At 57.6% G+C, this 13,255-nt stretch carries 11 protein-coding genes; 1 reads left to right on the top strand and 10 read right to left on the bottom strand.

The window, feature by feature from the left end; all coding sequences use genetic code 11:
• From F591_RS0118195 to citZ, 4 genes are all read right to left on the bottom strand, one after another.
• On the bottom strand, positions 1 to 502 hold a 502-nt coding region (locus F591_RS0118195), incomplete at its 3' end, for an Rpn family recombination-promoting nuclease/putative transposase (protein ID WP_019536052.1).
• Between the two features lie 181 nt (positions 503 to 683).
• A complete protein-coding gene (gene mdh / locus F591_RS0118190; protein WP_019536051.1) occupies positions 684 to 1,625 on the bottom strand; it encodes a malate dehydrogenase in 942 nt (313 codons plus the stop codon).
• Between the two features lie 224 nt (positions 1,626 to 1,849).
• The gene (gene icd, locus F591_RS0118185) at positions 1,850 to 3,145 is read right to left on the bottom strand and encodes an NADP-dependent isocitrate dehydrogenase (protein WP_019536050.1); all 1,296 of its coding nucleotides are present in this window, start codon (positions 3,143 to 3,145) and stop codon (positions 1,850 to 1,852) included.
• Positions 3,146 to 3,334: 189 nt separating this feature from the next.
• Positions 3,335 to 4,447 (bottom strand): citrate synthase, encoded by a 1,113-nt coding sequence (gene citZ, locus F591_RS0118180; protein WP_019536049.1) that lies wholly within the window; start codon positions 4,445 to 4,447, stop codon positions 3,335 to 3,337.
• 354 nt (positions 4,448 to 4,801) lie between these two features.
• Here citZ and F591_RS0118175 point away from each other — a divergent pair, with 354 nt between their 5' ends.
• Positions 4,802 to 6,343, top strand: a complete 1,542-nt coding sequence (locus F591_RS0118175) for a Ppx/GppA phosphatase family protein (RefSeq protein ID WP_019536048.1) — start codon at positions 4,802 to 4,804, stop codon at positions 6,341 to 6,343.
• Here the strand turns inward: F591_RS0118175 and F591_RS0118170 are convergent.
• The 6 genes from F591_RS0118170 to accD all read right to left on the bottom strand — a co-directional run bounded on the left by F591_RS0118170 (position 6,309) and on the right by accD (position 13,222).
• Complete coding sequence (locus F591_RS0118170) at positions 6,309 to 8,402, bottom strand: RNA degradosome polyphosphate kinase (RefSeq protein ID WP_026326712.1); 2,094 nt, start codon at positions 8,400 to 8,402, stop codon at positions 6,309 to 6,311. The genes F591_RS0118175 and F591_RS0118170 overlap by 35 nt on opposite strands.
• Positions 8,403 to 8,569: 167 nt before the next feature.
• Complete coding sequence (locus F591_RS0118165; protein ID WP_019536046.1) at positions 8,570 to 8,971, bottom strand: FxsA family protein; 402 nt, start codon at positions 8,969 to 8,971, stop codon at positions 8,570 to 8,572.
• A gap of 6 nt (positions 8,972 to 8,977) precedes the next feature.
• On the bottom strand, positions 8,978 to 9,394 hold the full coding sequence (locus F591_RS0118160) for an acyl-CoA thioesterase (protein WP_019536045.1): 417 nt from the start codon (positions 9,392 to 9,394) through the stop codon (positions 8,978 to 8,980).
• 187 nt (positions 9,395 to 9,581) lie between these two features.
• The gene (gene pyk, locus F591_RS0118155) at positions 9,582 to 11,339 is read right to left on the bottom strand and encodes a pyruvate kinase (protein WP_019536044.1); all 1,758 of its coding nucleotides are present in this window, start codon (positions 11,337 to 11,339) and stop codon (positions 9,582 to 9,584) included.
• The gene (locus F591_RS0118150) at positions 11,332 to 12,306 is read right to left on the bottom strand and encodes an acetyl-CoA carboxylase carboxyltransferase subunit alpha (protein ID WP_019536043.1); all 975 of its coding nucleotides are present in this window, start codon (positions 12,304 to 12,306) and stop codon (positions 11,332 to 11,334) included. Before F591_RS0118150 ends, pyk begins: the two co-directional genes overlap by 8 nt.
• Positions 12,296 to 13,222: an acetyl-CoA carboxylase, carboxyltransferase subunit beta gene (accD, locus tag F591_RS0118145; RefSeq protein WP_019536042.1), complete on the bottom strand. Its 927-nt coding sequence runs from the start codon at positions 13,220 to 13,222 to the stop codon at positions 12,296 to 12,298. Before accD ends, F591_RS0118150 begins: the two co-directional genes overlap by 11 nt.
• Between the last annotated feature and the right edge of the window lie 33 nt (positions 13,223 to 13,255).

Raw genomic sequence — 13,255 nt, 5'->3', positions numbered from 1 at the left:
CAAGCAAGGCAGCAGCCACCGGATTGTCCGACTGAATAAATTGCCGCCAGTTTTGATTTCGCAGCTCGACCTTCAAAAACTGAAACCGCAATATTTCATGCCCCGGAATTTCCATCGTTACAGAATCCGGTTCATCCTTCACATCGTCGGCCGTAAAAATGGCGATCGGAATGATCAGCTTATGCTCTTTCCGATGCCGCTCGAACAAGCGTCCAAAATAAATAAACATGCGTTCATGAAAATCCGCATCCCTATAAGACTGCGGCTCAAAGTGAATCAGCACATAGGCATCAAGCTCGGTATACTTCGTTTCAAGCAGGAGATCGAGCTCCCTGGATTCGTGGCCGACAATATCGACGAGCAGTTCCTGCATGTGAAATCGCGTCTGGCGATGGTCCAGCAAACGATCCAATTCCGGAAAAAACAATTCGATAAATTCTTTGAAAAAGGTTTGCAGCAGCTTCTTAAGCGCTTCATCGTGAGGCGTTATTTTTTTTAACACAAACCTTGTCTGCTTAGCTATACTTGAGAAGAAGGGGATAGCCGTCGAACGCGCTGCCTCTGCCAACGCTTACGAGCTGTAACGGGAACAGCTGCATGATGCGCAGCCAGGCTCAAAATTAAAAAAGCCAGCAGCCGGAAATGTACCGGAGCTGGCTTTTCATCTTTGCAGATGCTGGCGCTTAGCCTGTAACGACCTTGATCACATTGCGTACAGACTCGGCGGACTTGTCTAGCGCCGCTTTCTCTTCCGGCAGCAGCTCGATTTCGAAAATTTTCTCGATGCCGTTGCCGCCGAGCAGCGTCGGAACGCCCATAAACAGGTTGTCATAACCGTATTCGCCCTGCAGCAAAGCGATGGACGGAATGATCCGCTTCTTGTCCTTGAGAATCGCTTCCGTCATTTGCACGAGAGAAGCGGCCGGGGCGTAGTATGCGGAGCCGTTGCCGAGCAGGTTGACGATTTCGCCGCCGCCAACGCGGGTGCGCTGAACGATCGCGTCGATGCGCTCCTTCGGCAGCAGCGACTCGACAGGAATGCCGCCGATGCTGGTGTAGCGGACGAGCGGAACCATGTCGTCGCCGTGGCCGCCGAGCACGAAGCCGCGGACGTCTTCGACAGAGACGTTCAGCTCCTGCGCCAGGAACGTGCAGTAGCGTGCCGTATCGAGCACGCCGGATTGGCCGATGACGCGGTTTTTCGGGAAGCCGAGCGCCTGATAGGCGGCGAACGTCATCGCATCAACCGGGTTGCTCAGAACGATGACGATCGACTCGGGGCTCGTCAATTTAATGTTCTCGCAGACGGATTTGACGATGCCCGCATTCGTCGTCACGAGATCGTCGCGGCTCATGCCAGGCTTGCGGGCAATGCCGGCCGTAATGATGACGATGTCGGAATCTCTGGTATCGTCGTAATCGGAAGTGCCGATGATGTTGGCATCGAACCCTTGCACCGGGGACGCCTCCAGCATGTCCAGCGCCTTCCCTTTGGTCGGGTTCTCCAGCTGCGGGATATCGAGCAGGACGATATCGCCCAGTTCTTTTTGCGCGAGCATCAAAGCGGTAGTCGCACCGGTGAAGCCGGCGCCAACGACGGTAATTTTTTTGCGACGAATAGCCATGAGCAATTCCTCCTAAATAGGTTTGGTCTCGCCACGATTTTCTTGGTACAGAAAGTCGCACTTTGCTTTATCGCTTTAGCAAACTTAAACTTTCTGCAACGATAAAACAGGGCGATGCCCCGGCCGCATCGGAAGCCGATGCGATCCGTAGGCAGCGCCCCCTCTCGCGACCCGCTGGACTTCGCCGTTCGGCCCGCTGCAAGAGGATGAGCCGTTCTAGTCAATTAGAAGTGCTTGATAATCTCGTCAGCAAACTGCGAGCATTTCACTTCGGTTGCGCCTTCCATGAGGCGGGCAAAGTCGTAGGTAACCGTTTTGTTGTTGATCGCTGTTTCCATGCCTTTGTAGATAAGGTTGGCCGCTTCCTGCCAGCCCAGGTGCTCCAGCATCATGACGCCGGACAGGATGACGGAGCCCGGGTTCACCACGTCGAGGTTCGCATACTTCGGAGCCGTACCGTGCGTCGCTTCGAAAATTGCGTGGCCCGTTACGTAGTTGATGTTGGCGCCAGGCGCAATGCCGATGCCGCCAACTTGCGCTGCCAGCGCGTCGGACAAGTAGTCGCCGTTCAGGTTCAGCGTCGCAATCACGTCGAATTCGGCCGGACGCGTCAGCACCTGCTGCAGCGCGATGTCCGCAATCGCGTCCTTCACGATGATTTTGCCGGCTGCTTCCGCTTCCTTCTGTGCCTTGTTCGCCGCATCGACACCTTGCTCTTCCTTGATGCGGTCGTACTGCGCCCAAGTGAACGTCTTGTCACTGAACTCGCGCTCGGCCAGCTCGTAGCCCCAGTTTTTGAACGCGCCCTCGGTGAATTTCATGATGTTGCCTTTGTGAACAAGCGTTACGCTCTTGCGGTTATGCTTGATCGCATATTCGATTGCCGCACGGATCAGACGCTCGGAGCCTTCCGAGGAAACCGGCTTGATGCCGATACCGGACGTTTCCGGGAAGCGGATCTTCTTCACGCCCATCTCATTTTGCAGGAAATCGATAACCTTCTTGACTTCCGGGGAGCCTGCTTGCCATTCGATGCCTGCATAAATGTCCTCGGTATTCTCACGGAAGATGACCATATCCACCAGCTCCGGACGCTTCACCGGAGAAGGCACGCCGTTGAAGTAACGAACCGGGCGGGAGCAGACGTACAGGTCAAGTTCCTGGCGCAGCGCCACGTTCAGGGAACGGATGCCTCCGCCTACCGGGGTCGTCAGCGGCCCCTTGATCGCCACGATATATTCGCGGATCGCCGTCAGCGTATCGTTCGGCAGCCAGTTGTTGAATTTGTTGAATGCTTTCTCGCCGGCGAACACTTCGTACCATGCGATTTTTTTCTCGCCTTTGTACGCTTTCTCGACTGCGGCGTCCAGCACGCGCTGGGATGCGCGCCAAATGTCCGGGCCGGTGCCGTCGCCTTCGATGAACGGGACGATCGGGTTGTTCGGGACGTTCAGCTTGCCGTTCGTAATCGTGATTCTTTCGCCGTGGGTCGGCTGCGAGTATTGTTCAAATTGCACCATAAGTATGAAGGCCTCCTCTTAATAGTTCGAAGATGTTGAAAATTTATCGGCGGTTACCGTCAAATTTCCAGGATCGCTGCAATCGGCAGGGGGGCGGAAACCGAAGCGTCCGATCCGCCGCTGCCGGGGCTTGGCTAAAAGCACGCGGAACAAGGCGGGACTTCGCCATAAAGCCCGCCAAGCTGCCGATTAGCGCTGCTCGATCGGCACGTACGGCTGATTGGCCGGTCCGGTGTATTCCGCGCGAGGGCGAATCAGACGGTTGTTCTCGTACTGCTCGAGAATATGCGCCGTCCACCCAGATACGCGGCTGATCGCGAAGATCGGTGTGAACAGGTCGCGCGGAATTTTCAGAGACGTATACACCGATGCGGAGTAGAAATCGACATTCGGCTTCAGGCCTTTTTGCCCGGTTACGAGCTCTTCGATCTTCACGGACATATTATACCAGTTCATGTTGCCAGTCAAATTGCTCAACTCGCGGGACATCTTCTGCAGATGCTTGGCCCGCGGATCGCCGTTCTTGTAGACCCGGTGACCGAAGCCCATGATTTTCTCTTTGTTCGCCAGCTTGTTGTTGATGTAGCTTTCGACATTGTCCAGCGTGCCGATTTCCTCCAGCATCGCCATGACCGCTTCGTTCGCTCCGCCGTGCAGAGGCCCTTTGAGCGCGCCGATAGCGGAGGTAACGCCGGAATAAATGTCGGATAAGGTCGCCACGGTAACGCGGGCAGCGAACGTGGAAGCGTTCAACTCATGGTCCGCATGCAGCACGAGAGCCTTGTCCAAAGCTTCGATAGCGACCTTGTCCGGATTTTGGCCTGTCAGCATATAAAGGAAGTTCTCGGCGATGGACACGTTCGCCTTCGGAGCGATCGGCTCCTTCCCTTCGCGAATCCGCGCGAAAGCGGCGACGATCGTCGTCAGCCGAGCCTGCAGCTTGATCGCCTTGCGCAGGTTCGCTTCCGGAGACATGTCTCCCGCTTCCGGATCGTACAGAGCCAAGCTGGAGACAGCCGTGCGCAGCGCTGCCATCGAGTTGACATCCTTCGGAAACAGCTTGATTTGTTCAAGAACTTCATTCGGCAGTTGAGCATATTCGCTTAATTGCTGAATAAGCCCGTTCAGTTCGGAGCGATTCGGCAGTTTGCCATACCACAGCAGGTACGCTACCTCTTCGAAAGTCGCATTCTCCGCCAGTTCGTCAATGTTGATGCCGCGATAAGTAAGCACTCCGTCAATAATCGAGCTGATGGAGGAGGTCGTCGCTACAATGCCTTCCAGACCTTTGGTAGCCGTCAAAAGAATCTCTCCTTTGTCGTTCGTTTTTTGCACATAGTTCTACTATAAAGGATTTAGAAAACAATGTGAACAAATTAAGGCATAAAAGTTCATTATACAACTGATAAAGATTGTTTCTTGTTTACCTCCTATAGAAGGATTTTCTAGATTGGCGCAAATTATACTTGCTGGTTCACAGAACTCTCGCCGGGAACCGCTCGCAGCGCATTCCCGTCTTGCGGTCAGCATTTTGTCGGGCGGCTCGTTCAGCAGACATGGATCGTACGCCTTCGCGAGCGATTATTTCATGTTTTGTTCTCCGGGCCGCCGTTTGCTACAATAAGATCATATTTCTACGCCGCAAGGAGGATGGCCATGAACAACAGCCGAAGAATCGGCATCATTGACATTGGTTCCAATTCCATCCGGCTCGTCATCTACGAACAGCGCTCGAACGGCGGCCGCCGCATCATCAGCGAATTCAAGGAATCCGCCCGGCTGAGCGGACGGATCGGGCCGGACGGCGCCTTGACTTCCGAAGGGATAGAAACGCTGATTCGCATCATGTCCCGGTTCCGGCGCATTTGCGAGGCGCATTGGGTGGCCGCCATCCGCGCCGCGGCGACGGCCGCGGTCCGCAACGCCGCCAACGCCTCCGACATCATCGAAACGGTGCGGCGCGAGACCGGCTTCGACGTCGAGCTGCTATCGGGCGAAGACGAGGCGCGCATCGGCTTCCTCGGCATGATCCATACGATAGACATTCGGGACGGCCTGCTCGTCGACATCGGCGGCGGCAGCACGGAAGTCTCCGTTTTTCGCGACCGCAAGCTGCTGCGCAGCGTTTCATTCCCGTTCGGCGCGGTGAATACGGCCAAAGCGTATGCGTCTGACGGCGACTTCACGGAAGAAGCGCAGCGCGCCATCCGCCAGATGGCCGAGCAGGCGTTCGCCTCCGAGCCGTGGATCGGGGACTCCCCGGGCCTGCCGCTCGTCGTGCTGGGAGGCAGCTTGCGCACGCTCTGCAAAATCCATCAGCGCAAAGTCCATTACTCGCTGCCGCTGACACACAATTACACCATCTCGGGCGAAGCGATGGACGAGCTGGTGACGTGGCTGGCCTCGATGCCCGCGGACAAGCGCAAGAAGGTCGACGGCCTGTCCAAGGACCGCCACGATATTATCGTCCCGGGCATGCTCATCCTGCATGCGCTGTACCAGACTGCCCGGGCTTCGCACTATGTCGTTAGCGGCGCCGGTTTGCGCGACGGGCTGTACATCGAATCGTTCGCGCCGGGAGGGCAGCCGGACGGCGATATTGCCGCCCGCAGCGCCGACAACCTGCTGGCGCTTCATTCCGCGGCGCCGGCCGCCCATTCCGCCCAGGTCAGCCGCATGAGCGTCGCCCTGTTCGACGCGCTGCGCGCCTGCGGGGCGCATCAATATGACGACAGGGCCCGGCTGTGCCTGCATGTCGCCGCCAAGCTGTACCGGATCGGCGCGTCCGTCAGCTACTATCAGTTCGCGAGGCATTCGTTCTACTTGATCGCTCATGCGCGGATCGACGGCTTGTCGCACCGGGAGATTGTGCTATCGGCGCTGATCGCCTCGTACAAGAGCAGGGCGCGCGCCCAGCAGTTGGCCGCGCAGCACAAAGATATTTTGCAGGGCGGAGATATCGATATGGTCGCCCGACTCGGCACGTTGCTGCAGCTCGGCGTCGCCCTCGATATCAGCGAGACGCAGCCGCTGGAGCTTGCCGGCGCTTCGGCCGACGACCATACGCTTCACCTGCGCTTCCGCAAAAACAGCGACCCCTCTGCCGAATACAGAGAGGTCGAAGCGCTGCGCAAGGAGTTCAAAAAATGGTGGGGCCGGCAGCTTAGCCTTCACGAGCCGTCGTTTTCCACGACCTGACGTCCATCGCCTCGAACTGGCTGCGCAAAGGCTTCTCGCCTTCGCCCGGCCGCACCCGTTCATAGAGCCCGTTCGGCAGCAGCCGGCGGGCTTTCACATTGTCGCTGAGGTTCAGCTGCAAAATATTGATCAGCGACCTGCGCAGCTCCGGGTCGAACACGGGGCACATCAGCTCCACGCGGCGCGTCAAATTGCGCGTCATCCAATCCGCGCTGGCGATGTACACCTCGGCGTCGCCCGCATTCTCAAAGTAAAAAATGCGGGAGTGCTCCAGGAAGCGGTCGACGATGCTGGTCACCGTCACATTCTCGCTGAGCCCCGCCACCCCCGGCTTCAGGCAGCAAACGCCGCGGACGATCAGGTCGATCTTGACCCCCGCCTGCGAAGCCTTGTACAGCTCGTCGATCATTTGCTGGTTGGACAGCGAATTCAACTTGGCTACGATGCGGGCAGGCTTGCCCTGCGCCGCGTTGTCCGCTTCACGGCGTATTTTGCCGAACAGCTGCTCCATCATGTCGGCCGGGGCCACCCCGAACGCCTGCCAATGATGCGGCGCGGAATAGCCGGTCACCTCGTTGAAGAGGGCCGAGGCGTCCTCGCCGATCTCCTTGTGCGAGGTGAACAGGCCGATGTCGGTATACAGCTTTGCCGTGTTATCGTTGTAATTGCCTGTGCCTACGTGCACGTAGCGGCGCAGGCCGTCCTTGTCCCGCCGGACGACCAGCGTAATCTTGGCGTGCGTCTTCAGTCCGACGAGCCCGTACACGACATGGCAGCCAGCCTGCTCCAGCTTGCGGGCCCAGGCGATATTCCGCTCCTCGTCGAAACGCGCCCGCAGCTCGACCACGACCGTCACCTGCTTGCCCGACTCGGCGGCTCTGCCCAAAGCCTGGATTAACGGAGAATTGCCGCTGACCCGGTACAGCGTCATTTTGATGGCCAGCACCTGCGGATCGTCGGCAGCGTCGCAGATGAAATCGGTCACCGCATCGAACGATTCGTAAGGGTGACATACCAGCACATCACGCTGCTTCAGCACCTCGAACACATCGTCCGCATCCGCCAGCTCGGCCGGATACACCGACTCGACCGGCTCGTAACGAAGATGATCGAAGCCGTCCAGGCTGCCGGCCAGCTTCATGAAATAGGTCAAATCGAGCGGGCCGTCGATCTCAAAAATATTGTCGGCGATTTCAAATTCGTCCTTCAGCCGTTCCAGCGCATACGGATGAATCCCCTTCCGCACCTCCAGCCGAACGGGCGCCCCCCACCGCCGCTTGCGGAGCTGGGTCTCGATCTCCTCGAGCAAGTCTTCCGCGCCTTCCTCATTGATCGTCAGGTCCGCATTGCGCGTCAGGCGAAACGCGCTGACCGACAGCGGCAGATAGCCGCTGAACAAGGTATGAATATGCCGTTCGATCAACTGCTCCAGCAACAGAAACTCGTGCTTTTTGCTGCCGACTCTTGTGGGGACGGCAATATAACGCGGCAAAATCGAAGGAACCTGCACAATGGCGAAATACGGTTCTTCCTCCGGATCGTCGCCCTCCTTCAGCAGCACGACGGCCAAGTACAGCGATTGGCTGTGAACGAGTGGAAACGGGCGCGACTGATCGACGGCCATCGGCGTCAAGACCGGAAAGACGATATCGTGGTAATATTGATCCAGCTGCTTCTTCTGGGACGCGTTCAAATCGTCATAGTCCGTGAACAGAATGCCTTCCCTGGCCAGCAGCCTGAGAATATCGCGATAAACCCGGTACTGCTCCCCCACCAGCTTGACCGACCGTTTCATAATCCGCTTGAACAGGCTGACCGGCGTCAAGCCGGAAAAGTCCTTTTTCGTGTAGCCTGCCTTGATCTGATCCTTGACGCCGGCGACCCGAACGCTCATGAATTCGTCCAGATTGGATGATACGATCGATAAAAACTTGACGCGCTCAAGCAGCGGCGTTTCGACATCCTGCGCTTCCTCCAGCACGCGCCAATTGAACTCCACCCAGCTCAAGTCGCGGTTCAAATAATGGTTGGCCGATTCGCGGATCGTCGTTTCCTTCATGGCGTCATGCATCCCCCATCAGCTTGCGCTTTACTGTATGTAGTTCCTTCATCGTAAGCGAGCAATGTTAACGGAATACCGCCCTTTTGTTAATTTTGTGTAAATGCCTTGCAATAACAAAATTTCAGGCACCGCAGGCGACGACCGATGACGGAAGAAATCGCTCGTCATTGGCGTCCGCGCCAAATAAAATGGAACTGCCCGGAGTCGAGCTGCTTCCGAATCCAAGCGAGAATCAACGCTTTAAAAACCGGTCTTGTCGGCGGCAAAAGCAGCACCAGTCCGAACACATCCGTGAGAAAGCCCGGCGCAAGCAGCATCAGCCCGCCGCCGAAGACGCAAATGGCGTCGAGTATTGCATCGCCCGGGGGCTGTCCGACCGACATCTGATACCGGGCGAACTCCAGCACCTTGCGCCCTTCCCTGCGCGCCAGCGCCGCGCCGAGCAGGCCGGTGAGCACGAGCAATGCGAATGTCTGCCAGCCGCCGATCAGCTTGCCGACCGCAAGCAATCCCCAAATTTCCAGGGCAGGAACGACAATCAGCACAATGACGAGCCAACGGAACATGAGCGCTTACCCACTCCATTTCTTGAGTAGTTCGTACAGTTCGGGCGCTTCCTTATCGATGCGGGCGGGCTTCCAATCGCGGTTGACCCAGACGTGGCGGGTTCCGCCGCTCGCGAGCGTCTCCCCGTCCCGGCAAATTTCGCAGGAGAAGCTCAGGCGAATATTCGTGTATTGTTCCACACGCGTCCGAATCGTAACCGTATCGTCATATCGCGCCGGCTTGACAAAGCGAATATCCGCTTCAATGACCGGCAGCAATAGTCCTTTCGCTTCGATCGAGCGGTACGGCATGCCCAGCTCGCGGATCAGCTCGGTGCGGCCGATCTCGAACCAGTTCAAATAATTGGCGTGATACACGACCCCCATCTGGTCTGTTTCCTGGTATCTCACTTTAAGCTCATGCGTGAACCATGGCGACGGCATCTTGAGCAGCAGCCTCCTTCCTAAAGATAACGTTCAAGTAGAAAAACAGCGAAACCGCATAGGGACACGATTTCGCTGCAATGGACTGTATAGGCGCCGTTGACGGGCGATTCCTCTGTCGCCGCTTGTCGCCTGCTGCCCGGTGAACGCCCGCCGGAGAATGACTCCGGCGAACGTTCCGCACGGATTAAAGGACGCGGGAGCGGCCGGTATAAATAACTCCCACTTCCGGATAGATCGATACCTCGGTGCCTTCCTGAATGACCTCCAGCGCCTTGTCCACGCCCACGACAACCGGCTTGCCCAGGCTGATGCCGACGACGGCCGCGTGGGAGGTGATGCCGCCGGTTTCCGTAATGACGCCTGCCGCCTTCTCGAACGCCGGCATGTACTCCTTGTCCGTCGTCACGGTAACGAGAATGCAGCCTTCGGTCACCTTGGCGTTCGCTTCTTCCGCCGTACGTGCCGTCACGACCTTGCCGGAGACGATCTGCGTGCCGATACCCTGGCCTTTGGCGATCATTTCGCCGACCTGATGCACCTTGATCAGATTCGTCGTTCCCGAGCGGCCTACCGGTACGCCGGCGGTAATGACGACCGTATCACCAAGCGCTACATGCCCCGCCTTCACGCTCGCGTCAACGGCAAGCTCGAAGAGCTGGTCGGTCGAAGAGCACATCTCGCCTTTGACCGGAACGACGCCCCAGACAAGAGACAGGCGGCGCAGCACCTGCTCGCTCGGCGTGACGGCGATAATCGGAGCTTTCGGCCGGTACTTGGACACCATGCGCGCCGTATATCCGCTCTCCGTGGCGGTCAGGATCGCCCGCGCGTTCAGATCCAGCGCCGAGTTCGCTACGGCCTGGCTGATCGCCTCAGTCACCGTCATCTGCTGCGCGTTGCTTTGGCGGATGAAAATTTCGCGGTGCTCCAGCGCCGCTTCCGCGCGCTCGGCGATCCGCGCCATCGTCATGACAGACTCGATCGGATATTTGCCGGCAGCCGTCTCGCCGGACAGCATGATCGCGTCGGTGCCGTCGAAGATGGCGTTCGCCACGTCGCTCGCTTCGGCCCTTGTCGGACGCGGGTTGCGCTGCATCGAATCGAGCATTTGCGTCGCTGTGATGACCGGCTTGCCGGCCAGGTTGCACTTGCGGATCATCTCTTTCTGCACGAGCGGTACGTCCTCCGCCGGAATTTCCACGCCAAGATCGCCGCGAGCCACCATCAGGCCGTCGGATACCTCGAGGATTTCGTCCAGGTTGTCCACGCCCTCCTGGTTCTCGATCTTCGCGATGATCTGAATGTGGGACGCGTTATGGCGCTCCAAAATTTCGCGGATTTCCAGGACATCGCTCGCTTTACGCACGAAAGAAGCAGCGATGAAATCAACTCCCTGCTCAATGCCGAATATAATATCGTTAGCGTCCTTCTCGGTAATACCCGGCAGATTGATTTTCACGCCCGGGACATTGACTCCCTTCTTGCTGCCCAGCAGGCCGCCGTTCTTGATGCGGCAGACGATATCGGTTCCCCGGATATCCTCGACCTGCAGGCCGATCAAACCGTCGTCAAGCAAAATGGTAGCTCCAACCTTGACATCCTTGTACAAATCCTTGTATGTAATGGAAATACGCTCGGAAGTGCCAAGAATTTCTTCGTTCGTCAGCGTAATCAGCTTGTCCTGTACCAATTCGATCTTCTGATCGTCCAGCATTTTGCCTGTGCGGATTTCCGGGCCCTTGGTATCGAGCAGGATAGCAACGGTCTTGCCGAGCTCTTGACAGGCCTGGCGCACGTTCTTGATCCGGTTGCCGTGCTCCTCGAAATCGCCGTGGGAGAAGTTGAGCCGGCATACGTTCATGCCCGCTTCGATGAGTTTCTTGAACATCTCAAGAGACTCGCTTACCGGACCGATGGTGCATACAATTTTCGTTTTACGCATGGTTACCCTCCTGGATCGTTGTGAACCGGCCGATACTTCTGAATTTATTATAGCGGTCCTCGATGAGCTCGTCCTCTGTCATCTTCATCAATTCCTGCAGATGCTTCCACAGCGTCCGCTTGATGGCCTCCGCCTGTTCGGCAACGTTCCGATGGGCTCCGCCTCTCGGTTCCGGAATGATTTCGTCAATGACGCCGAGTCGCAATACCTCGTCCGCCGTAATTTTCATCGCTTCGGCCGCTTCCATCGCTTTTGAAGCGTCTTTATATAGAATCGAGGCCGCGCCCTCCGGACTGATCACGGAGTAGATCGCATTCTCGAGCATAAACACGCGGTTGCCCACGCCGAGCGCCAAGGCGCCGCCGCTGCCGCCTTCGCCGACCACTACGCACAGGATCGGCACGCCGAAGCCGGCCATCTCCAGCAAATTGCGGGCGATCGCCTCGCCCTGCCCGCGCTCCTCGGCCGCAATCCCGGGATACGCGCCGGGCGTGTCGATGAATGTAATGATCGGGCGCTTGAACTTGCTCGCCTGCCTCATAAAGCGCAGTCCTTTGCGAAAGCCTTCCGGGTGCGGCATACCGAAGTGACGGTTAATGTTGTCCTTCGTGTCCTTCCCCTTCTGATGCCCGACGATCGTCACGGGAACGCCGTTCAGGCGGCCAATGCCGCCGACGATCGCCATATCGTCCCCGAACAGCCGGTCGCCGTGCAGCTCGATAAAATCGGTAAGCAGATGCTGCGCGTAATCCAGCGTAGTCGGACGCTGGGGATGCCGCGCCAGCTGTATTTTTTGCTGCACGCTCATATTTTTGTAAAGCTCGGCTTCCAGTTGCTGGTACCGCTGCTCGAGGCGCTCGATTTCGTCGGTAAAATCGATCTGTTTGTCCACGCTGAACTTCTTCAGCTCTTCAATTTTGCCGCGCAGTTCGACGAGGGGCTGCTCGAAAGGCAATTCATTTGCCACTGGCCGTCTCCTCCTTCACTGTATGCAAGCCGAGCAGTTGGGCAAGCACGTTCCGCAAATCCTTGCGGTGCACTACCAAATCCACCTGGCCGTACTTGAGATTGAGCTCCGCCGTCTGGAAGTTGGCCGGGAGCTTCTGGCGGATCGTCTGCTCGATGACGCGGGGCCCGGCAAAGCCGAACGCCGCCGAAGGCTCGGCAATGACGAAGTCGCCGAGCATCGCATAGCTGGCGGTGACGCCGCCGTACGTCGGATCGGTGATGACAGAAATATAAAGCCCGCCCTGTTCGTTCAGCTTGCTTAGGGCGGCGCTCGTCTTGGCCATCTGCATCAGGCTGAGGATGCTCTCCTGCATGCGGGCTCCGCCCGATGTGGAGAAAACGATGAGCGGCAGCTGCTTCTCGGTCGCCCGCTCAATCGCCCGGGTCACCTTCTCCCCCACCACCGAACCGAGGGTCCCGGTCATAAAATCCGCGCTCATGACCGCCAGCACGCTGCGGTAGCCGCCGATCGTGCCTTCGCCGGTGATGACAGCGTCCTTCATGCCAGTCGCCTCGACCGCCTTGTTGTACTTCTTCATGTAATCGGGAAAGCCGAGCGGGTCTTCCGACATCATCTCGCTGTCGTACTCGAGGAATTGGCCGTTATCGACCAGCGACTGAATCCGTTCCACCGCATTCAATTTGAAGTGATAGCCGCAGGCCGAGCAGACCTTCAGATTTTTCTCCAATTCCTTGCTGTACTGAATGTTGCTGCACTTCGGGCATTTGTTCATCAGACCTTCGGGAATTTCCCGCTTCGGACGATCCTCGGCAACGTCCGCCTCGGCATCCATCGGACGATTGGCGGGAGGCCTGTCCGTCGAAGGGACTGTGGCGTATTTGCGTTTTTTCTGGAACAGATCTATGAATGACACGGGCTACACCTCGCTTGCGTATGTTTGACGCTT

The organism is Paenibacillus ginsengihumi DSM 21568 (assembly GCF_000380965.1).
Classification (GTDB): Bacteria; Bacillota; Bacilli; order Paenibacillales; family NBRC-103111; genus Paenibacillus_G; species Paenibacillus_G ginsengihumi.
The sequence above is the reverse complement of the archived record's forward strand: the minus strand, read 5'-3'. Positions and strand labels throughout refer to the sequence as shown.

Coding starts and splice junctions, on each gene's coding strand:
- mdh (WP_019536051.1), bottom strand. CDS start 1,625: ATGGCTATTCGTCGCAAAAAAATTACCGTCGTTGGCGCCGGCTTCACC.
- icd (WP_019536050.1), bottom strand. CDS start 3,145: ATGGTGCAATTTGAACAATACTCGCAGCCGACCCACGGCGAAAGAATC.
- F591_RS0118175 (WP_019536048.1), top strand. CDS start 4,802: ATGAACAACAGCCGAAGAATCGGCATCATTGACATTGGTTCCAATTCC.
- F591_RS0118170 (WP_026326712.1), bottom strand. CDS start 8,402: ATGAAGGAAACGACGATCCGCGAATCGGCCAACCATTATTTGAACCGC.
- F591_RS0118165 (WP_019536046.1), bottom strand. CDS start 8,971: ATGTTCCGTTGGCTCGTCATTGTGCTGATTGTCGTTCCTGCCCTGGAA.
- F591_RS0118160 (WP_019536045.1), bottom strand. CDS start 9,394: ATGCCGTCGCCATGGTTCACGCATGAGCTTAAAGTGAGATACCAGGAA.
- pyk (WP_019536044.1), bottom strand. CDS start 11,339: ATGCGTAAAACGAAAATTGTATGCACCATCGGTCCGGTAAGCGAGTCT.